A 20,402-nucleotide genomic window follows, 5' to 3' on the forward strand; every position below is an offset into this window, starting at 1 on the left:
AAATCTTATGCCCCCAAAGACTGCCATTCAATATACAATTTTGGTTCAAAAAATACTTTGAGAGTAGTTTTGCTTATCAAAGATCCACACTCACACTTAAGTATCTTCACTCCTTTTTCTTCAATAATATCAATTTTATTTACGCCTTCATATGAAACACTCATAACCTCATCTCCATTTAGATAAAGGCTTGACTGAATTGATTTCTCTATAATATTGAACGACAGCCTTAATAAGGCTCCATTAATATCGCCTCGTTCATAGCTCCAAAACCCGTCATTAGGATATGACTCTATAGGTTCTGATTCAAAAAATTCCAACAATTCAATTTCATCAGGAATATCTGTACAGTTATTTACGTCCACTCTTATTGTCCTCCATATGGAATAATAGTCGTAAGGCGTCGACTACCATCGGGAACAACCTCCCATGTCGACTCGAATTTTGAAAATTTGCCTGATGGTCCAGCAAACAAGGATTCACGTACTTCATATGTGCCAAATTTATTTTGAAAACTTCGCATAATATTGTCATCATGCTCAAGTGTATTTCTTAAATGGTTTCTTAGTATTTCATGCCCTGACTTTGTATCGGGTATACCTAGACGTTTCATCTGCATTGCATTCTGATTTGATCGAGGTTTATTATGTATTGCATTTTTTGAGCCCTTAACCCGGCCAAAAAGATAATCAAACTTACCATCCTCAATATTTGCTATTCTTTTTGGTATAAAACTATCAATATCATCACTATCTATCTGTTTCAATCTTGAAACAGGTAAAGAATCCTCATTTCCTAATGGTTTACTTCCCGGCTCAATTTCAACAAGTGTTTCAACTGTAACCTCCTGCCGCTTGACAGGTACCGAAGAGACAGGCTCATCAAGATTAATATGCGTCTCGGAATTTTCAATATCCGCTTTGGTAAGCCGCGTCTTGTTGGCCTTGAGGTTATCGATATCGGCTTTTGTCCCCTTCATGGACACATAGGTAACCATGGCGGCTATGCCCGCAGAGCGAAGCACCTCCATGATCCTGTTCAGGCGCTCGTCAGGAGAAAGGGTGTCATCGTCCATGACGGTTTGATAATCGTTGTAGAACTCTTCTCCCAGCAGGATCCCCTGAAGCCCGTCTGTTGAGACCTGGCCGATTAAAAAGGTTTTTGTGGCGCCAAGGGAAACCGATGAGACCCTCGCCCCCGCTTTCCACGCCATACCAGCCCCGGCAAAAAGGTTGCCCACAATGGAAAGGCCGTCAAATGCGTCCTCTTTCCAGTTGCCAAACCCCTCGCTGTGCCGCTGGGCAATGTTGATGGTGGCAGCGGTGGTGCTGGTGAAAATGGATGCCCAGATGGCGGCGGAGACCACGCGGGATCCCGGCACCGGAAGTACCAGGGTAGCCACACCGGCAACGACGGCGCCCCCGAGGGCCACGTAATCAAGCCAGCTCGAAACCGCATCCAGAAAAGATTTGCCGTCGGTTTCCATCTCTCCGGAAAGGGACACACCGTGGTTGGGAACCTTGAACTCATAGGAGAGGACCCCGATGGGATACCTGTTCTTGGTTTTCCAGTCATCCAAAAGGTTTCGGATGGCCTCCTCGTGGGTCTCGCCGCTGCCCTCGTAGCGCCCTGTGGTGAATTTGTACATGGGGTTGGTCCAGTCAACCAGCGTCCAGGACGGCACCCCGTCATCCCCCGTTGTGTTGACCAGGTGAACCAGCAACCGGGTCCGCTGAGAGCTCCTCTCAGCCATGTGCATGGCATCCACAGCCAGGCTTTCTTTGCCCTCAAGCCCTTCAAGGTGTGTGCTTAAATGCCCGATGTACGACTCATATTCTTCCACCTGCTTTTCATGGGCCTCCCGTTTCTCCTCCGGGGGCGGTTTTACCCTGGCAATGTCAAGGAGGACCTTCAGGGTCATCTCTCGGTGCCGCAACACCTGAAACGGCCCCGGCTCCCCGTCGTTTGAGCTGGGATCAAACTCCCGGCCCAGGATGTGTGAGGCCGAATCCACCCACTGCCTGCGTTCGTAAACATCTTTTGTGCCGTCCGGGTGGGTGACGTACAGGGCAATGGTGTGACGGCCCGCCACCACCCATCGCGCCGTTTCCCAATTCTGGGTTTTGGGGCCATTGAAGATATGGGAGCCATACTTGCGCAGCGTGGTGGGGTCGTTGAAACAAACCCATCTGAAGGTGGTGCCTTCGGGAACCGGGCCGCTTTCGGGGTCCACAAGCTCAGCATGGTACGACACCATGGCACCGGGGGAGATGCACTGAAAATCAGGGTAAGAGACGATTTTGAATTGGGGGTTGCTCATGCCGGTTGCGTCTCCTCGTAGAGTGTGAGCGTGCCATCATCAGCCAGGCCTGTCTTCACAAGTAAAAAATCAACCACATCTTTTTGGGTGTCGGAACTGAAGGCTCCTCGTATCGCCTCGCCTGCATCGCCTTTGTAATTCTCTTGGTATGCCGCGCGGACAGCGCTGAAATCCACCGCGCTTTGCAGCAGGCACATCAGGCTCTCCATGTCTGCCCCCTTGATGGCAGCATGCATGTTTGCAGCATGGCTTTTTGCCATGAGATCCCCCTCGTCGGCATAGGTGATTTCGCCCTCAAGGTCGGAAGGAACGCCTGTAAACAGAGCCACGCCGTCTTCATCGGAGATGGCCGTCACAGAGGAGTCATCCCCCAGGGTGAGGGTCGCCTCTACATTGGGAATCGGATGGTTTGCACTTGTCAGGAGCCTGGCCTTTACATCCCGTTGCCCGGCCTTCTTCAAAAAGGCCACGTGCTGAGTGCTCGTGGAAAGGCCCGTTTTCTCGACGGGGTCGGGAATATAGATCGTTCCTTCGTTCAGATAGTATTCTTCCCCTGAGGGAGCCAGCTCTCCACACGTGAATCTCAACTGTTGCTGCTCAGGAATCCTTTGCTTGTCTTTGGAGCCCCAGTTGAAAAAAGCCAACTCTTCCAAAGAGAAGCCATGTTTTTTTGCCACACTGCTGAAAAGTTCACCCTTTTGAACCTGGTGAGCTTTGATTTTACATAAATGCTTGAACGCGGAGTGATGCCTGCTTTGGTTACCCTTCCCGCCGGAGGGCTTCAATTTTTCCAACTCACCGGCACGGGGCTGATCCACTTTCTCAAGTGAATAGCTGTTCCCTATCCAGGCGGCAGGATTCTTGCCACTGAACCCTGCCAGGGTGTAGCGCCCTTTTTGAACATCCTTCAAGCAGTAGCTGCCGTTTCGTGAAGAGAGCACATTCTGGGATTTCCCGTCCGGGTGAGTAATTTTTGCGTTTACATTGCCGACGACCTCCATGGTGTCGTGGTCCACAAACATAAGATTGAATGTCCCCGGGTCTTCAACACTGGGAGGCAGGGCCGCCCCGGAAAGCAATTCAGATTCCTCTTCCGGGTCATGGAGCAGTTTTTTCGAATCCGATGTTTCTGTCAGGCCGAGTTCATCCACCCAGCGAATGGTCCGGTATGAAAAAGAGACATACTCCATATGCCGATATCGCTCATTCTCCCGGAGAAAGGTCAACTTCATTTCAGGGGAGACATCTGTGATGATGGCATCTTCCAGTACGATGGTGTGATAATTGATTTCTTTGCCACCGGGTCCATATTTATAAAATCGCATGGTTACATCGGAAAGCAAGCCACCGGTCACTAAGTGCTGGTAGAGAACAGGGCTGGATTTGTCAATCTCCTTGCAAATGGTCAGAGGATCGTGGAATCGCAACCCGCCGTCATCACCATCCGGATTATCGCGTGAGACATGGACACGATGCTCAAAACTGTAAGCGAGTACCACAGCGCTCAGGCCGTACATTTGACTCGAGCCCTTTATTTTACCGGTCGATTGACTGGTTATCTCAACAATAAACGGGAGAGGCATTGGAGAGTTCTCCGGCATCCGAATGAATATATTCGCGAAAATTTCAAAAATACGAAGGGGGGAATACTATAAGTTTGGAAGTTATTTATATTTCGTCGACAACACAACTACAGGTGTAGTTATATGTCAAGTGAATTATGGACGTGTTAAAACCAATGCGCATCGCTAATGGTTCGGAAATGTAGATAATTCTCTTTTGAATTCTTGGCTCTGATAGCCATGGAATAGACAGCTATTCGTCTTGTCTCGGGTGTTTTGTGAGAAATTGATGAAGTCGCAGGGAGGGCATTATAATGCCCGGCTATTCCAAGGGAAAAGCCGGGCTGTTCGAAGTGGTAAGCTATTTTTTGGCGGCGGTCTGTTCCTCATTTTTTATCAGAGCCTGGAAAGCTTCCCGAACCCTGGCCGTATCGGGGCCGGGGGTGCCGGTTCCGATGGTCCGGCCGTCGATGGTGGTGACGGGGATCATCTCAGCGGCGGTTCCCGTAAGGAAGCACTCATCGGCAGTGTAGAGATCGTACAGGGTGGACGGGGTTGCCCGTGTCTCCATGCCGATGCCTTCGGCTGCCTCGATGACGGCGTCCCGGGTGATGCCCTTGAGGGCTCCCTGATCGGAAGCAGGGGTCAGGAGTACCCCGTCCCGGATGTAGAAGATGTTGTCCCCGGTGCATTCTGCCACCTTGCCCTCGCGGTTGAGGAGGATCGCCTCCAGGCACCCGGCCTGCTGGGCCTCCAGCTTGGCCATGATGTTGTTGAGGTAGTTCAGGGATTTGATCCTCGGGTCCACGGCGTCCGGGCTGTTTCGGCGGGTGGAGGCGGTGATTACCTTGATTCCCCTGGTGTAATGCTCTTCAGGGTAGAGGCTGATGTCGTCCACGATGACAATGACCGACGCCTCAGGACAGGTAGCCGGGTTGATGCCGAGGTCGCCCACCCCCCGGGTAATCACCAGGCGGATGTACCCGTCGGTTTTTTCATTTTTAGCCACGGCTTCAAGCAACAGCTCTGCCATCTCTTCTTCGCTCATGGGGATGGTGAGCAGAGTGGCCCGCGCGCTGTCGTAGAGTCTGCGCACGTGCTCCTTTAATCGGAAGATGGTTCCGTTGTAAATGCGAATGCCTTCGAAAACCCCGTCTCCGTAAAGAAGCCCATGGTCAAAGACCGAGATTTTTGCGTCCTCTTTTCCAACCCAGTTGCCGTCGATGTATATCTGCATGGAAGTCTCCTTGGTTTCCCGTTGGGTGTTTTTTGAAACGTGTTACGCCAGATCGGTGTCGTTGAATATATCCCGCAGGTGGTGATAGCGGTCTCCGAAGGTGTCATGTAGAAGGCCGTCGAAGCGGCGGACGATCTTCATGATGTAGATGTCGTGTTTGATGTAGTCCTCGGCCAGGGTGATGAACCCCTGGTTGAGGCTCCATGCCCCCTCCACGCGGTTGGTGTTGGTGATGGTGGCCACGATGGCCGCCGTGGCGTCTGTCACCAGCACAAAGCCCCGCCCCCCTTTCTCTTCAAAGAGGGTGTCTTCGATGGGGTGCTCGAAGATGCGGCCCGCCGCTGTTTTAATCTCTCCGAAGTGGACCGTGGCAATGCGGACCCCCCGGGCTTCGGCCTGGGACAGGGCAGGCTCCAGAGTGGCCGCTTCGTCGGGCCATGTGGAGAGCAGCAGACTCTCTTTGGCGCCTTCGATCATCCGCTCGGCCTTGTCGATGAGCACGTCGTACTCTGTGATGTTCCAGATGAAGGAGACGTCATCGGCCTTGACCGAGAGCTGCTTAAGGCCCTCTTCAAGGGTGTCGAAGGTTCGGTGGAAAAAGCGGCGCCTGCTCTCCACGAACTCCTCGGGCGGTGTGCCCACGTATTTTTTCTTGCGTCCTTCGCCTTCCACAAAGACAACGCGTTTTTCCACAAGGCGCCCCAGGATCTCATAGATCTTGGATGACGGAATGCCTGATGCCTGGGAGAGTTCATACGCAGAGGCCGGTTGCACCGCCAGAAGGTGCACGTAGGCCTTGGCTTCGTATTCGGAAAATCCCAGGGCCGTGATTTGTGGGATAATATTGTTAACTACCATAGTAGTTAATATTGCGCCGAAGGGCCTTGTCTGTCAACGGAAAAATGAGGACGCCCGCAGGGTGAATCATTCAGGAGATGGGGGGCTGGGCCCTGGGTTTCGGGCACCGGAAGGGATTTGAGGCACAAAAAAAGGCGGATCGTGTCAAACGATCCGCCTTGCTCCCGTCGTGTTGGTCCGAAGGATTCACACTTGGTCAAACCAGTCATTGGTGCTTTTGGGAAGGACCCATTTGTTCTTGGCCTTCATCACCACAAAGGATTCGCAGGACTCGATGTCCCCTAAGGCGGGAAGGTCCTTGGTCATGAACTCATAAAGGGCGGGCATTTCCGGGACCACCACCTCGATGAAGATGTCGAAGCGTCCCGTGACCACCATGGCCGAGTGGACCTGTTTGAGTTTGGAGATCTGCTCCAGCCTCTCTTCAAGTTTGGTGCCGTCGACGATCTTGAACGCCACAATGGCCATGATGAGGTCTTCGGTTTTAAAAATATCGATGAGCCCGGCAATCTTGAGAACCCCGGAGCTGAGCATACGCTTCATCCTCGAGTAGAGGGTGGGGGGGGTGACGCCCAAGTGCTCCACAAGCTTGTTCACCGGCATGCGGCCGTCGAGGCTGAGCTGTTTGATCAGGGTGCGATCCGTGGCGTCGAGTTGTGATTTCATGGTCGGTCCTTTGGGCGGAAAGGGTGGTTTCCACCGGTTCGTATGGTTTTACAGAGGCGTCGTTGTCGGCGCCGGAGAGCCGTATCTTGCGCCCATCATACCAGAATGGAATTCACCTCGAAATGCCAAATTAAGTGTTCCTTTTAAGCTGAAAAAGCGCGGGCTTTCAAGGGCCGTTGACGAGGCTGAAAACGCGTTCCTGCAACAGCCCTCTTTGCCTCCATCTGCTTACCCGAGCACCCGGATGCCGATTTGCAGCACAATTCCGGCCATGACACCAGCGGCCACATCGTCCATGACCACCCCTGCGCCGCCGGGCAGGAGTTTTTCCAGGGTGCGCACCGGAACCGGCTTGAGGATGTCGAAAAAGCGGAAAAGAAGGAACCCGGCCAGGGCCACTTTCCAGGTAAGGGCAACCCCTGCAAAGGTGACGAACATGCCTGCAAATTCGTCGATGACCACGCAGGAGGGGTCTTTTTCCCCCAGGAGCTTCACGGCCTCTTCGGCCACCACCACAGAGAGGATCACCAGGGCAGTGACGAGGAGAAACGAAAAGGGCGTACCAAAGGCAAGGCCGGAGAGCCAGATCAGGACGCAGAAGGGCAGGGCGGCGGCGCTGCCGAAGGTTCCGGGGGAAAAGGGAGCTTTGCCGGAGCCGAAGCCCGTGGCAAGTAAGAGAATGTGCTTGTCAGAGAGCCGCATCATGTCAGTCCTTTTGTGATGTTTGTATAACCTGTTTGTCTAACGTATCTAAAGCCTGGCCCCCGGCAGGGCTGCCGGAGGCATCGTTTAGTTCAGCAGGGCCTGGGCTGCACCCAAGGCTTCGGTGTAGATCTCAGCCAGGGAGCATCCCTTTTGTTCGGCCAGGGCTTTGCACGCTTCATATTCCGGGGTGATCCGGCGTGAACCACCCGGGAGCGTCACCTCTTTGGCGGCCACCTCCCCGGAGGGACAGGCCAGGGTGATGGCCTTTCGGGTCAGGGTGGTGCGGCTGAGGCGCTGCCAGCGGACCCCGATGGTGGTGGTCTCGGAAAGGATCTTTTCCGTGAGGTGTTTTCGGTCCTCTTCCCGGCAGAGGCAGGAAAGCTGGCTGGCGGGCCGGTTTTTTTTCATCTGGATGGGCGTGAACCAGACATCCAGTGCCCCGGCATGTAGCAGGGTCTCCATGGCATGGCCGAGGATCTCCGGGCTCATGTCATCGATGTTGCAGGAGAGTTCCACCACGGTGTCGGCGGATTCGGACGTCTCGCACAGCACCATGCGTACAAGGTTGGGGAGGCCCTTGGTCTCGCGTTTTCCCGCCCCGTAGCCCACGGCAGCCATCACCCGCTCGGGCATGGGGCCAAAGTGGTCGGTCAGCTCGGCGGCCAGGGCCGCGCCCGTGGGGGTGAGGACCTCACATCCGGCGTCGTTTCCGTAGACGGGGATTCCTTTGAGGATCTCCAGGGTGGCCGGGGCGGGCACGGGAAGCTCGCCGTGGGCGCAGGTCACCGTGCCGCTTCCCAGGGGCAGGGGAGAGCAGCTGACGGATGTGACGCCCAGGTAATCCAGGGCCAGGATCACGCCAACAATGTCTGCCACGGCATCGATGCCCCCCACTTCGTGGAAGTGCACGGTGTCGATGTCGCAGCCGTGGATTTTGGCTTCGGCCACGGCAATGCGGTGGAACACGCAAAGGGCGCGCTCTTTTACCGCATCCTTTAAAGGGGAACCCTGGATGAGAGTCCGGATTTTTCGGTAATCCAGGGCGTGATGGTGGTGATGGTCTCCGTGGTGGTGGCTGTGGCTGTGATCGTGCACCGTCACGTTTACAGCATGGATCCCCCGCTTGAGAACCTGCTCGCAGGTGATATCGAACCGGTCCTCAAGGAGCGGGGTGAGCTGCTCCTTGAGCCAGTCCACCGGCACCCCCAAGTCCATGAGGGCGCCCAGGGCCATGTCTCCGCTGAGGCCGGAAAAACAGTCCATGTGAAGGTGCATGATCAGGCTCCCTGCTTGGCGTGGTTGCCGAGAATGGTGCAGAGAAGCTCGGCACATGCGGTCATGTCTGCCAGGGTAATGGACTCGTTTACGGTGTGGACGTCGGTCATGCCCGTGCCCAGGACCCCTGCGGTGATGCCTTTACCGAAGAAGATGTTGGCATCAGAGCCGCCACCCACGCGCTGGGTGACAATGGTGCGTCCCAGGGCCTTGCCTGCTTTCTGGGCCAGGGCGACCACGGCGTGGTCATGGGGCACGCTGGTGCCGGGGAAGTCTTCGTTTACATCGATGTCAAAGCTGGGCAGGGTCTCGTCATCGCCTCCCCCTGCACGGACCACGGCCTCACGGAAGGCGGTGTGGATGCTCTCCACGATGGCATCGAGCTTTTCTTTGCTGTGGCTTCGGGCTTCACCGGTGATCTCCACACAGTCAGGCACGATGTTGGTGGCAGAGCCCCCTTCAATTTTTCCGATGTTGCAGGTGGTTTCTGAGTCGATGCGGCCGCAGGTGATGCGGGTGATGGCGTCCGATGCCACGGCAATGGCGCTGACCCCTTTTTCAGGCTCCATACCGGCGTGGGCAGACAATCCGTGGACTGTAACCGTATAATGCACGGCAAAGGGGGCATTGGTCACCACAGCCTCGGTGTCCTTGGAATCCAGGATGTATCCCATTTTTGATTTTAACGCCTCGGTGTCGAAATGCTTGGCCCCCAAAAGGCCGATCTCTTCGCAGACCGTAAAGACAATTTCAACGGGGGGGCGGGGCAGGTCTTTTTCGATGAGGGTCTCCATCACCTCCAAGATGATGGCCAGGGCGCTTTTGTCGTCCCCGCCCAGCACGGTTTCCCCTGCGCTTCGGAACACACCGTCCTCAAGGACCACCTTGATGCCTTCACCGGGGACCACGGTGTCCATGTGACCGCTCAGCAGCATGGGATCCACGTCCGCGGTGCCGGAAAAACGGGCAAAAATGTTGCCGGTCTGGCTTCCGCATGTTGTGTTGGCGTCGTCAAAGGAGACCTCGGCACCCAGGGCCTTGAGCTCCTCTGCCAGCATGTCGGCCATGGCCTTTTCATTGCGTGAGGGGCTGTCGGTTTCGGCAAAGCGGATGAATCGTTGGGTCAGTCTGTCTGTATTGATCATGGATGTCATGCTCCCATGTGGATGGTTTGTATCACAGAAAAAAGAGCCTGGGGCGGCGAGGTACAACGTCGTCGGGCTTTTGAACTGCTCGGGTAAGGCGGGCTGTTTCGATGGTTTAAGAAGCATCCTGTCGGGCAGGGCCCTTCAGCTCCCTTAACAATATCCCTCGACATTACCCGATGGGCGGCCGCGTTTCAACGGGAAAAAAGCCCGGCGGGGCCCTTGAAAAACGTTGACAACGTCACCATATTGCGGGTAAGGTCTCGCACGAAAACACACACTGAAACGCATGGAAGCACGCAGCGTTCTGGTGATGCTCCCGGACTTCAAATCCGGTGTGGGGCGTTAACACCGTCCCGGGTGGGTTCGATTCCCATGTGCTTCCGCCACATATATAATGTTTTTAGATCTTTGTCCTGCGGGATACAGGTTAAAAACAGGTTTAAAAAAGGGCGCCCAAATTTGGGTGCCCTTTTTGCGTTTGGTGGTCATGAAATGATCAATCTTGGATACGTGTAGGATGGGCAAAGCGGAGCGTGCCCATCTGGCGCCGGAAGTTCCATCACCTTCCCATGCGTCTGACGTTTCAATACCTGTAACGGTTTGTTTTAAGTAGGGGGGGGAGGGCTCTTTCAGTCCCTAACCCTTCGACGCATCAATCAATACCTTCAGCAACCTACAGCCGTCAGATTCAGGTAGGATGGGCAAAGCGGAGCGTGCCCATCTGGTTCCAGAAGTGCTATCACCTTCCCATACGTCTGACGTTTCAAAACCTGTAACGGTTTGTTTTAAGGTAAGGGTGGTGAGGGCTCTTTCAGCCCTAACCCTTCTATGCATCAATCAATACCTTCAGCAACCTACAGCCGCCAGATACAGGTAGGATGGGCAAAGCGGAGCGTGCCCATCTGATGCCGGAGGCGCCATCATTTCCCCCTATACCTGACGTTTTAATACCTGTAGCGGTTTGTTTTGAGGTGAGGGTGGTGAGGGTTCTTTCAGCCCCTAATCCTTCGATGCATCGATCAATACCTTCAGCAATCTACAGCCTCCAGATTCAGGTAGGATGGGCAAAACGGAGCGTGCCCATCTGGTTCCAGAAGTGCTATCACCTTCCCATACGCCTGACGTTTCAAAACCTGTAACGGTTTATTTTGAAGAGGGTGTGGTGAGGGCTCTTTCAGTCCCTATCCCTTCGATGCATCGATCAATACCTTCAGCAACCTACAGCCGCCAGATACATGTAGGATGGGCAAAGCGGAGCGTGCCCATCTGATGCCGGAAGTTCCATCACCTTCCCATGCGTCTGACGTTTCAGAAGCAGGTAGTTGGTTTGGGGGAGTGTCGTGTGTGGGCAGGATACAACGTAACTGTATAGAACCAATTCTTGGTAGGGGCTCTAAGCTTATTCCGATGTCAATGCCTCCCTATCTCCGATCCATTTATCTCGATTGCTATTAGAACTAAGCCCCAAAGTCCTCGCTTGAAGCCTTCAAATATAAAAAAGCTGTTTAGAGATTAAAAATGTCAAATGTGTAGGTTTGACCCCTTTATCCTTGATAATTTCAGGGCTGTCGGAGGTTGGAACTGGGAATCGAAAGGTGGTCTTGTTGTAATAAAAATTAGCCTTGTGGAATCTGTTGCTCATCGCATAGACATCCATCACTCCTGCCCGAAGCCCATCTTTACGCAGCTTTTCTGCAGCCCGTTCGGCATAAGAGGAGAGGGCTTCGTGAAGAACCTGACAGTCATCAATCCCTCTGGAAAATGTCCGAGTTACGCCAATTCCTTTTTTTTACCGGAGGGGTTGCCCATCTGGAGATAGCCGGATAACTTGTGGGCTCATCGCAATTTTGAAGCGTGCTGCGGTAAGCGCTGACCTGGTCCAGGGCTGTATTAACCCTCCGGGAAAAGATTCGGTGGGCAGAAAGGTTTTTCCCAATTTAAGAACTAACTTAAACGTCTCGCAGAGTGATATTGTTTGTTTCTATGGACCATGGGATGAAGAAGCATGGGCAATACACCTGAGGCTGGATCAACTATTACGGGGTATGGGAATATTTACGACCGTTCTCGGGGGGGGGGCTGGGGAGAGAAACACCCGGCAACCCGATTACAAACTTAAATTATCTCAACAATATCAGATATATTTCCAATAAATATTTTCTTAGTTAACCCTAATCCGTCAAAGTCGAAAGAAAAACGATATTCTTGTTGATAAGATAGCTCTCTTTTTTTGTCAAATGCGGTTAAAGGACCAGAAAAATTTAATTCATCATAATAATTTACAATTCCACATTGCATTGAAACTTTTGCCTTGTCACAATACGAATTAATTCGATTAATGAACTCTAAACCATCTTTTATCAAGACAATGGTATCCCCGAAAAGACTACAACGGCTGTCTAAATGATATCGTTGGTTGGGATGAGGCAAATCATCTTGAAATATGGCGTACATGCAAAAGATAAATGGATCATTTTCCGGCCAAACTTTCAATGAACCGCTCAATTTCTGTTCTACACCGTTAAGTCTAAATTCAAGACAATCCTTTTCTTGCAAAATATAAGAAAGATTTTCTGACTTATCACCTTGAGTGTCATTTTCGAATTTTCGAAATTCGGATATTCGCCTCAGAAACATCCCTCCTTTGTAAACAAATTCTTCAGCATAATTTCTTTTTGTTACTTTCAATATGTGGGAAATAGATGTCATGTCGTCTCGATATTGTTTATAACGCGTGACTAAGCCGACCCAAAAAGCTTATAGGGACAGCGGATGAAATTACGGAAGATGTGGCCAGCTTTTTGGAAGCGGCCTTTAGCCAATTGTTAAGGTTTTTTACTCAGTGTGTTGGTGCTACTTATGTTTGATTTTATGACTTTATACAAAGGTGTTTCCGATACGATTAGCCCTAAAGAAAATGCAGATATCAATAGACCTATAAACCATACCCAAAAAGACCATGGTACATGTTTATATAGCCAATTAAGTGTGATTTTATTCGGATATTCAACATTTTTATATGCTGACTGTGCCTTTTTCGTCGGAGAAGGTTGCAACTCCAATTTAGTTATGGATTGGTTTACGACCCCAATGCATTCACCTAAAGCATCATGATGCTCTCTACCCCTTCTGTTTGCTGATTTTACTTGATCAGACCAAAAGGTAAACTTTTTACACAAGACTTCATCAAATTCCAGCAAAGGAGATATACTGTCAGACCACAACAGAAATTCATCATGATTCGAAAAGGCTGTTATATCACCCCTAACCTTTTGTAATTTTCTAAGCCTGTCGAGTAATATATTATTCATATTTTAAACTTAACAATCATTATCCGATATTTCTGTCTGATACTCTCATCTCAGGGGCAAATAATGACAAAAATCTCCGATATTCTAATGGAGTTATGGCTTTTCGGATATCGTGCAATACTGTTCTGTGTACAGAAAGAAACAATGTTCAAATCGAAATTTATGATCTCAAAATGGGCAATTTCTGTTGATTGGTTAGTCAACGATATATCAGCCATTCGTCATCACAGAATTAAATCCTTACTCCTTGATGGGCATAATTGCAAGGGAAGATGTAGAAGACCCAGAATGCAAACATCGAAAGTTTAAACCGGGATAGGTGGAAGGGTTCAGGTCACTCGAAGAAGCTCATCCCACCATGTGGTATAGGAAGGGGACTTATGGTTGTGTTGAGTACGCATGCTTTGGGCTCTGAAAGGTCAGTGGAAAGTTAGGACGATGCATAAACTTACGTTACAGCGTCTCACGGCATCCATGGCTTTCATAAGGGGCCGAATACAGGTCCCGATCTACTTTATTAAAGAGCTGCTACTGCTCTGGTGTTTCTTGGGTCAGCTTCCGCATATGGAGCCCCTTGATAATTTCAGGGCTGTCGGAGGTTGGTACTGGAAACCCAAATGAGATCTTGTTGTAATAGAAATAAGCCTTGCGGAACCTGTTGCTCATTACATGGATATCCAGCACACCCGTTCTTACGTAGCTTTGCTGCAGCCCGCTCGGCATAAGAGGAGAAGTCTTCATGAAGATTCTTAAGGTCATCAATCCCCTGTAAAACGTCCGGGGGACGCTAATCCATTTATTCACAGGTGGATTTGTATCATGCTGCGAGGGTCTAAACATCCTACAACTTAATTTTTATAGGTGTTAAGTGTGTAGGAGCCTTTATTAATTGTGTTTATTTGCTATGTGTTCCACGATTATTTTTTGAACGAATGGTAAGTGTTCTTCATAAATTGTTGCTGCCCGAACGTTAGTCAAGCGTCCCTGATCCTGAGGTATATCGATATAAAACTCCTTTTGATCAATCCAAATTACTCGTACAAAGAGTGACTTCCAATCACTGGTTGAGCCAAAGCCTAATTCCCCAGAAGATATACATGATATTAAGTTTGATTTGACAATGCCGATACCTTTTACTCGAATACGTCTTGAACCAGGGCGATTAGCTTTTATGTAGAGAATGTCACCAACCTTTAGGGCAGAAATAAACGTATACAAATCTTCTGCACAATCTTCATTCCAGCCAAGGATAAACTTTTCTTCTTTGAAGAAATCAGTGCAAACCTCTGCACCGTCCCAATTTGAACCGACTCCATAAATTGCCATCATTTCTCCTTGGCGCACAACACTGTTATTCAGCTGCGGTTGGTGCGCCAACATACTTAGCATTGTTTCTAATTGTGAGTATTGCATCCGAACTTAAATTTAATAAATATGGGTCATATCTGTTTAGTGTGTCCAGAATTAATTCTGACTACGGATGGGGTGGGAAAACTCGACGCCTCCGGTTACGATAGAAATTTATCACATCAAGGCCAAGCCGGGGGGGGCACCAGGTGCCCCCAGCTTTGACTGCTGCAGATTCCAGTCGTTTGGGTGACTAAAAGTTTCTAACCCGGGATATGCCATCTAGGCCGTATGACTGAGCCAGAGTTAACCGCCAGTGCAGATCAGCATACCGGGTTGTGTGGGGCTGGGGGAAAGAAGTTTTAACTACCCGATTAAGCGTCCTGCTCAATTTTCAGCAACAACTTTCTCGCAATCTCATCTATTCCAAGCCCAGAGTTTAAGCCAATTCGATCTGCAAGTATTGGGCTATATTCGTAAACATCTTCAGCAGTGACATTGTGCCATATAGGTAAGATCAAATTTCTGTCTTCAATAATTTCTCGTGTGAAAGCGCTATCATACTCTCGTTTTGGCCACCCACCTTTTGACAAAAAATTTGGAGACAAAAGCAGAATACAATATTGGGTCTCTTTTAACCCTTTTTCGATACTATCCCTCAAACTATCTCCTACTTGCATCGAGTACTCATCATACCAAACAGGGCAGCCAATTGTTTGAAGTGCATTTGCAAGTGGCCTGGCAATTTCGCCTTTGTCTCTGGAATCATGACTGATGAATGCCTTTGGTAACATTTTTTGTGCCCTCTTTTTTGCGTATGTTATACCCCGAATCCTTGGGCGCACTGTTGCTTTATCTAAAATTGAAAGTACGTTAGGGGAAATGGAACAATCAAATTCCGTGTAAAGAAATATTCTTCCTGAAAATGGCAACGTTGACAGATTAATATTTTTGCCGTCTTGAGGACGAACAATGATATTAACCTTATCAGAATTTTCAACTGTAATACCATAACCAGAAGGAAGCGTTTTATCACCCGGAAGAATCACGCTATCTACCGCAACTGGATCCGGTTGAGCTATGAACTCTATATTTCTCGTTATATCAGCCACTAGCTGGTCTATAGAATTTGAGAATTTCTCTTCTAAATAAACCGATATGAACATAACCCCAGCATTCAGATCGTAATGCACTCTGAATGGTATTCTCTCGTCAAATGACGCTCCCTGCACACGTAGAAATTTCTCTATTGTTAGTGTGGTGCTCATATCACTTTCAAAGATTTGTTTTACGTTACTCATATGAACTCCAATTGTTTATTTACTGCTTGACGTTACGCATGTGGGGCCGAGGGTATTTGGAGCGTAGCGGAAGGCGGTCCGACACAATTTATTTGTGTACGCCCGGCATGAGCGTAATCTTATGGGGTGGCCCAAACGTTTAACCGGGAAGTCCTCTATGCGTGAATCCTGACGATTAAACAACGGTTTAGCATAAGCACTATCCTAAGACAAAGGCAGTATCGTGAGGTTTCGTCTGAAGGAGATGGAGCGGAAAGGAGGAGTCTGGAACAGGCGCGGCGTGGGTTACGTTCCCTTGAAGGGTTAAAAGTGGAAACCGTCATCTTAGTATAAGATTCGCTCTTAACGCTTTTTCCTGGCTACGGCCCGGATATCTTTGTGAACCGCCCGGTGCGGACCCGCATGCCGGGTGGTGTGGGGGCTGGGGGAGAGAAACCCCCGGCTACCCGATTATGCAATCGCTATAATTTATAAAACAGCACGACCATAAACATATAGTTGGCGTTCGCTTTTGCCAAAGACTAACTTTATACCTTCGCCCAAGAGAAGTTCAATATGATCAACCGCTCCAAGGGGCTGGCCGTTATCATGGTATGCTCTACCCAGAGAATATGCAGTTGTTCCATTAGCATGGTAAGCCTTACCAAGGCTTAAAGCAGTAACACCATTTGCGTGATATGCTTTTCCTAAACTCCAAGCAGTAACTCCATTTGAGTGGTATGCTTTCCCCAAACTCCAAGCTGTAGAACCGTTTGGGTGGTATGCCTTACCCAAACTCCACATAGTACATCCATTTGCGTGGTACATTTTAGCCATATTTTCTCCATATTTTTTGCATAACGCTTAAATAACCGGCGGCACGAAGTTGCGGTGCAGGAACGAGCGGAGCAGCTTTGTGACGTCCGAGTTAATTTTTTTGTTGGGCATAATTGCTTCACTATCCAATTATTTATTATCGGATTGCTCTTGATTCTTAAGTTCCTCAAACTTGGCCGCCATGGTAGGGTTGAGCCGAGTTAATTTTTTGACCGTAACATCTTGTGCCTTGTCATTTGCAAGCCGCAGTTGTCGATCAGTCCCAAGCAACGCATCTTTCGTCTTTTGTAGATGATTTATTGACTTGTCAATTTCGTCTATTGCTGTTTGGAACTTTCTGGACGCAATGTCGTAGTTCTTTCCGAATGCGGTTTTAAACTTGTCGAGGTCGTTTTCAAAGTTGGTAACGTCTATGTTCTGTGCCTTAACGAGTGCAAGCTCCGTCTTATATTCTAATGACTTCATCGCTGCGTTACGCAGCAGCGTAATAATTGGAAGAAAGAATTGCGGCCGAACCACGTACATCTTTTGGTAACGGTGAAACACGTCAACGATCCCGGTATTATAAAGCTCACTGTCAGATTCGAGCAGGGATACCAACACTGCGTATTCGCAACCCTTTTCAGTGCGATCCTTATCAAGTTCCTTTAGAAAATCTTCGTTCTTTTTCTTTGTTGTGGTGGCATCGCTTTCGTTCTTCATTTCAAACATGATAGAAACGATTTCAGTGCCTGCCTCGTCAGAGTCACGGAAAATGTAGTCACCCTTGCTGCCGGTAGTTGCGTCGTTGTCCTTCTCGAAATAGGCTCTTGGAAACGCTGTCGCGCGAATACGATTGAACTCGGTTTCACAGTGCTGTTCAAGGGTTTCGCCAACCATCTTCGTTGACAGGCGAGCTTTCATATCCTTTAGACGATCTATCGTGTCGTCCCGATCTTTGATCTGCGTCTCGTACTTATCCTTGAGCGACTTCTCGGCGAGTTCCTTTTCAAGCTCAGCTTGCTTCAGGCTGTTCTTTAGTTCGTCACGCTCCTTCTCGGCAACGCTAACTGCCTCAGTAATAGCGAGTTTTTGCTCAACTTCGTTCGTGCATAGCTTCGCTTTTAGATCTTGAATCTCTGCATCCTTCTTCGCTTTGGTTTCTTGAAGCTCTTTTGATAGATTAACCTCGGCTAGCTTTAAAGCGGTATCGTTATCTTGCTTAGCCTGTTTCAGCTCGTTGGCAAGCTCGTCACGTTCTTTTTCCACAGCGCTTAGAGCTTGGGTCACAGCAAGCTTCTGCTCTGTCTCCCCAGCATCTAATTTCGCCTTCAATTCTTGAATCTCTGTGTCCTTGGCAGCGGCAGTCTTCTGCATCTCGCTTCCAACCTTTTCTTTGGCGAGCTCAACTGCGTTTTGCTTTTCTTGCTCGGCCAATTCAAGACGCTCATTCAATTGCTGCTCAAACTCACTATCGCGAACCTGCTTCAAAATGTCCGCATACCCAGCCTCATCAACTTTGAAAGCTTTCTTGCAGTGGGGGCAGATGATTTCATTCATTTCTATTTCTTCTCCATTTTGACGGTGATTTGTACTATCACACCAACTGCGAATTCAGATCATCTTCAGCGGTCTTTTTATTGATGCCCAACAATTATTATCCGACATTTCTGTCCGATAATCCCCTCTCAGGGACAAATAAGGACAAAACTGTCGGATATTACCTTTGATTCAAGGATTATCCGACAAAAATGTCTGATAATCCGTATAATTCATGATTTTTCGGATATCAAGCCATTCTCTTCTGTGTACAGAAGAGAACAATGTCCCAATCGAAATCCATGATCTCAAAATTGGCAATTTCAATTGACTGCTTAGTCAACAATATATCAGCCATTTATCATCTCAGAATTAAATTCTTACTCCTTGATGGACATAATTGCAAGGAAGGATAAAAAAGACCCGGCATGCAAACATTGAAAATGTAAAGCGGGCCAGATGGAAGGGTTCAGGTCACTCGAAGAAGCTGATCCCACCGAGTGGTATAGGAAGGGGACTTGTGGTTGAATTGAGTGCGCCATGCTTTGGGCTCTGAAAGGTCAGTGGAGAGTCCGGAAGGTGCATAAGTTACGGTACGGCGTCCCATGTTGGCATTCACCGCATACATGGCTTTCATCAAAGCTGAAGACTGGTCCCGGTCAACTTTATCAATGAGGAGCTGCTGCTCTGGTTTTTGCTGGGTCAGCTCCCGCATATGGATCCTTAGCTTCTTGAAAGGTAGGCCTTCCCGATAAATCTCGGCAAAGGCCGCAAGGGCCTCCTTGATAATTTCCGGGCTGTCGGAGGTTGGCACCGGAAATCGAAAGGTGGTCTTGTTGTAATAGAAATCAGCTTTGTGGAATCTGTTGCTCATTGCATAGATATCCATCACACCCGCCCGAAGCCCATCCTTGCGCAGCTTTTCTGCAGCCCGTTCGGCATAGAAGGAGAGGGCTGTTGAGCCCCGAACTTTCAAGCATTTTTTATACCGCCAACCATCCCAGACCTTGACCAAAGCGGTGGCTGCCTGTATCGAAACGTCATAAGTTAAAGGTCGGCTAAAAAAAGGCACCCCAATTGGGGTGCCCTTTTTGCGTTTGATTTGCATGGAATAATCCACCGTGGAGGAGGGTAGGGCGAGCAAAGCGAATCGTGCCCATCTAATACCGAAAGCGCCATCACCTTCCCCGCATTTTATCCTGCTCCTCCTTATAAATTGCCGCCATCCGATCAATCTTGGCATACTGCCGGGCCAGGAGGTCTTCGGTGATGGTTCGGATTCCCCATTTTTTGAAGTCGATCTGAAGGCCGTTTCCTCCCGGCGCGTCTGCCTTATCCAGTTCCGCGTGAAAAGCCCCCACAGATTTCAACAGACGGTGGATGTCTTTGATGGAGTCGCACAGTTCCGAAATTTCGGAGCCTTCGAACATTCCCGGTGACGTGGTCATGGTGAACTCCCAATGAATTAGGTGATAGAAAAAGAAGGGCATAGAAAAACAGGGGGGGCATTCAAGAAGTCGGGAATAGGTCATAGCATTTGCCAGAGGGCATCGGCGTTTATGGCTGTACCTGAAAAGCCAAATGCACCGATACACCGGAACCGCAGCGTATGGAACGCAGGGTCTATTGTGCTATGACCTACCCCCTCTGGCCTTGCCCCTGTGCCCTGATGATTCCTTCCCCCAAAAAAATCGGGAAAAGGGACAAGGCTGCCCCAAAAGGCAAAGAGCCCTTCAGGCATCGGGAAAGGGAAAACGCACCTTCGGTGAGGTGAGGAGGAAAAGTGGCAGAACTCCTTCATTGCCAGTGCAGCTCGAAGACGCGCAGAATTCCGAAGGGGCGTTTTCCCCGCCGTCAGTCAGAAACGCACGTGTTCATAGGCCATTTGAATCGGCAATGATGGTGGTAAACGTGGCGCGGGATGCCGCGCATGAAGGAAAATACGACTTGAAATGGATCGGGGGCTGGTGTAAAAAACCGCTTAGCCATAACGACCTCCGTGTTAGGTTGTTTTGGTCAGGCCTGGCAGGATGTGTCCGCATCCTGTCGGGTCGCCTTTCAATGATAATAACTAGTTATTACGATCAACCATAAATTCATCCTCTCGGTGTGTCAATAGTTTTTTTGTCGTTATATTCCATGGTTATTCATTTCAAAATCCATAGAAATAACCCGCCACCCGCACCGGCCCCCCTCCACAACCTGTCATAGCCCTATACGCCAGCCCTTTCAATGTAGTACTTTTATTTTTTGCGTTTCGAAATCAGCTTGGCGGTTGAAACATGTGAGCTTTTCGAGCAATGACCCTTCTTGTCCTTTGGCTTTTTAGGGCCTCTCT

The 20,402-nt window shown here is 49.7% G+C and carries 19 protein-coding genes and 1 tRNA gene; 1 reads left to right on the top strand and 19 read right to left on the bottom strand.

The genetic code is table 11. The annotated features are described in order from the left end of the window. Window positions 1-5: 5 nt before the first annotated feature. The 9 genes from MSL71_RS23585 to MSL71_RS23625 all read right to left on the bottom strand — a co-directional run bounded on the left by MSL71_RS23585 (window position 6) and on the right by MSL71_RS23625 (window position 9,768). Window positions 6-365: a hypothetical protein gene (locus tag MSL71_RS23585; protein WP_180145989.1), complete on the bottom strand. Its 360-nt coding sequence runs from the start codon at window positions 363-365 to the stop codon at window positions 6-8. Between the two features lie 2 nt (window positions 366-367). Beyond that, window positions 368-2,320 carry a hypothetical protein gene (locus MSL71_RS23590; RefSeq protein WP_218951125.1) on the bottom strand — a complete coding sequence of 651 codons (1,953 nt, stop codon included), beginning with the start codon at window positions 2,318-2,320 and terminating at the stop codon, window positions 368-370. After that, window positions 2,317-3,903 carry a type VI secretion system tube protein TssD gene (gene tssD, locus MSL71_RS23595; protein ID WP_180145993.1) on the bottom strand — a complete coding sequence of 529 codons (1,587 nt, stop codon included), beginning with the start codon at window positions 3,901-3,903 and terminating at the stop codon, window positions 2,317-2,319. The genes MSL71_RS23590 and tssD overlap by 4 nt, the downstream gene beginning before the upstream one ends. Before the next feature lie 340 nt (window positions 3,904-4,243). After that, the gene (gene ilvE / locus MSL71_RS23600; protein ID WP_180145996.1) at window positions 4,244-5,119 is read right to left on the bottom strand and encodes a branched-chain-amino-acid transaminase; all 876 of its coding nucleotides are present in this window, start codon (window positions 5,117-5,119) and stop codon (window positions 4,244-4,246) included. A gap of 42 nt (window positions 5,120-5,161) precedes the next feature. Continuing rightward, window positions 5,162-5,977: a TrmB family transcriptional regulator gene (locus MSL71_RS23605; RefSeq protein ID WP_180145999.1), complete on the bottom strand. Its 816-nt coding sequence runs from the start codon at window positions 5,975-5,977 to the stop codon at window positions 5,162-5,164. Between the two features lie 186 nt (window positions 5,978-6,163). Next, window positions 6,164-6,643, bottom strand: a complete 480-nt coding sequence (locus MSL71_RS23610) for an Lrp/AsnC family transcriptional regulator (protein ID WP_180146003.1) — start codon at window positions 6,641-6,643, stop codon at window positions 6,164-6,166. 228 nt (window positions 6,644-6,871) lie between these two features. Continuing rightward, window positions 6,872-7,348, bottom strand: a complete 477-nt coding sequence (locus MSL71_RS23615) for a phosphatidylglycerophosphatase A family protein (protein ID WP_180146005.1) — start codon at window positions 7,346-7,348, stop codon at window positions 6,872-6,874. Between the two features lie 84 nt (window positions 7,349-7,432). Then, the gene (gene larC / locus MSL71_RS23620) at window positions 7,433-8,623 is read right to left on the bottom strand and encodes a nickel pincer cofactor biosynthesis protein LarC (protein ID WP_180146008.1); all 1,191 of its coding nucleotides are present in this window, start codon (window positions 8,621-8,623) and stop codon (window positions 7,433-7,435) included. 2 nt (window positions 8,624-8,625) lie between these two features. Beyond that, window positions 8,626-9,768 carry a M20/M25/M40 family metallo-hydrolase gene (locus tag MSL71_RS23625; protein WP_180146010.1) on the bottom strand — a complete coding sequence of 381 codons (1,143 nt, stop codon included), beginning with the start codon at window positions 9,766-9,768 and terminating at the stop codon, window positions 8,626-8,628. A gap of 291 nt (window positions 9,769-10,059) precedes the next feature. On the opposite strand from MSL71_RS23625, the gene MSL71_RS23630 reads away from it, so the two are divergent. After that, window positions 10,060-10,157: transfer RNA gene (locus MSL71_RS23630), tRNA-Sec, on the top strand. A 1,100-nt stretch (window positions 10,158-11,257) separates the two neighbouring features. Here MSL71_RS23630 and MSL71_RS26995 read toward each other — a convergent pair. The 10 genes from MSL71_RS26995 to MSL71_RS23680 form a co-directional block, all read right to left on the bottom strand. Continuing rightward, a complete protein-coding gene (locus tag MSL71_RS26995) occupies window positions 11,258-11,551 on the bottom strand; it encodes a DinB/UmuC family translesion DNA polymerase (RefSeq protein ID WP_180146058.1) in 294 nt (97 codons plus the stop codon). 335 nt (window positions 11,552-11,886) lie between these two features. After that, on the bottom strand, window positions 11,887-12,480 hold the full coding sequence (locus tag MSL71_RS23640) for a hypothetical protein (RefSeq protein WP_180146014.1): 594 nt from the start codon (window positions 12,478-12,480) through the stop codon (window positions 11,887-11,889). 116 nt (window positions 12,481-12,596) lie between these two features. Further along, window positions 12,597-13,082 (bottom strand): hypothetical protein, encoded by a 486-nt coding sequence (locus MSL71_RS23645; protein ID WP_180146018.1) that lies wholly within the window; start codon window positions 13,080-13,082, stop codon window positions 12,597-12,599. A 329-nt stretch (window positions 13,083-13,411) separates the two neighbouring features. Next, a complete protein-coding gene (locus MSL71_RS27000; RefSeq protein ID WP_180146062.1) occupies window positions 13,412-13,483 on the bottom strand; it encodes a DUF4113 domain-containing protein in 72 nt (23 codons plus the stop codon). Window positions 13,484-13,967: 484 nt separating this feature from the next. Further along, window positions 13,968-14,408 (bottom strand): hypothetical protein, encoded by a 441-nt coding sequence (locus tag MSL71_RS23655; RefSeq protein ID WP_180146021.1) that lies wholly within the window; start codon window positions 14,406-14,408, stop codon window positions 13,968-13,970. Window positions 14,409-14,803: 395 nt separating this feature from the next. After that, on the bottom strand, window positions 14,804-15,730 hold the full coding sequence (locus tag MSL71_RS23660) for a toll/interleukin-1 receptor domain-containing protein (protein ID WP_180146023.1): 927 nt from the start codon (window positions 15,728-15,730) through the stop codon (window positions 14,804-14,806). 468 nt (window positions 15,731-16,198) lie between these two features. After that, window positions 16,199-16,546 carry a hypothetical protein gene (locus MSL71_RS23665; protein ID WP_180146026.1) on the bottom strand — a complete coding sequence of 116 codons (348 nt, stop codon included), beginning with the start codon at window positions 16,544-16,546 and terminating at the stop codon, window positions 16,199-16,201. A gap of 129 nt (window positions 16,547-16,675) precedes the next feature. Continuing rightward, window positions 16,676-18,085, bottom strand: a complete 1,410-nt coding sequence (locus MSL71_RS23670) for a DUF2130 domain-containing protein (protein WP_180146031.1) — start codon at window positions 18,083-18,085, stop codon at window positions 16,676-16,678. A 448-nt stretch (window positions 18,086-18,533) separates the two neighbouring features. Next, window positions 18,534-19,172: a DUF4113 domain-containing protein gene (locus MSL71_RS23675; RefSeq protein ID WP_180146035.1), complete on the bottom strand. Its 639-nt coding sequence runs from the start codon at window positions 19,170-19,172 to the stop codon at window positions 18,534-18,536. A 70-nt stretch (window positions 19,173-19,242) separates the two neighbouring features. Next, complete coding sequence (locus MSL71_RS23680) at window positions 19,243-19,512, bottom strand: hypothetical protein (RefSeq protein WP_180146038.1); 270 nt, start codon at window positions 19,510-19,512, stop codon at window positions 19,243-19,245. Window positions 19,513-20,402 lie beyond the last annotated feature (890 nt).

Origin of the sequence: Desulfoluna butyratoxydans, assembly GCF_900699765.1 — a bacterium.
GTDB classification, from domain to species: Bacteria; Desulfobacterota; Desulfobacteria; order Desulfobacterales; family Desulfolunaceae; genus Desulfoluna; species Desulfoluna butyratoxydans.

Coding starts and splice junctions, on each gene's coding strand:
- larC (WP_180146008.1), bottom strand. CDS start 8,623: ATGCACCTTCACATGGACTGTTTTTCCGGCCTCAGCGGAGACATGGCC.
- MSL71_RS23660 (WP_180146023.1), bottom strand. CDS start 15,730: ATGAGTAACGTAAAACAAATCTTTGAAAGTGATATGAGCACCACACTA.
- MSL71_RS23590 (WP_218951125.1), bottom strand. CDS start 2,320: ATGAGCAACCCCCAATTCAAAATCGTCTCTTACCCTGATTTTCAGTGC.
- MSL71_RS23610 (WP_180146003.1), bottom strand. CDS start 6,643: ATGAAATCACAACTCGACGCCACGGATCGCACCCTGATCAAACAGCTC.
- MSL71_RS23655 (WP_180146021.1), bottom strand. CDS start 14,408: ATGGCAATTTATGGAGTCGGTTCAAATTGGGACGGTGCAGAGGTTTGC.
- MSL71_RS23665 (WP_180146026.1), bottom strand. CDS start 16,546: ATGGCTAAAATGTACCACGCAAATGGATGTACTATGTGGAGTTTGGGT.
- MSL71_RS23670 (WP_180146031.1), bottom strand. CDS start 18,085: ATGAATGAAATCATCTGCCCCCACTGCAAGAAAGCTTTCAAAGTTGAT.
- MSL71_RS23640 (WP_180146014.1), bottom strand. CDS start 12,480: ATGACATCTATTTCCCACATATTGAAAGTAACAAAAAGAAATTATGCT.
- MSL71_RS23680 (WP_180146038.1), bottom strand. CDS start 19,512: ATGACCACGTCACCGGGAATGTTCGAAGGCTCCGAAATTTCGGAACTG.
- MSL71_RS23605 (WP_180145999.1), bottom strand. CDS start 5,977: ATGGTAGTTAACAATATTATCCCACAAATCACGGCCCTGGGATTTTCC.
- MSL71_RS23675 (WP_180146035.1), bottom strand. CDS start 19,172: ATGCAAATCAAACGCAAAAAGGGCACCCCAATTGGGGTGCCTTTTTTT.
- ilvE (WP_180145996.1), bottom strand. CDS start 5,119: ATGCAGATATACATCGACGGCAACTGGGTTGGAAAAGAGGACGCAAAA.
- MSL71_RS23625 (WP_180146010.1), bottom strand. CDS start 9,768: ATGATCAATACAGACAGACTGACCCAACGATTCATCCGCTTTGCCGAA.
- MSL71_RS23615 (WP_180146005.1), bottom strand. CDS start 7,348: ATGATGCGGCTCTCTGACAAGCACATTCTCTTACTTGCCACGGGCTTC.
- MSL71_RS23645 (WP_180146018.1), bottom strand. CDS start 13,082: ATGAATAATATATTACTCGACAGGCTTAGAAAATTACAAAAGGTTAGG.
- tssD (WP_180145993.1), bottom strand. CDS start 3,903: ATGCCTCTCCCGTTTATTGTTGAGATAACCAGTCAATCGACCGGTAAA.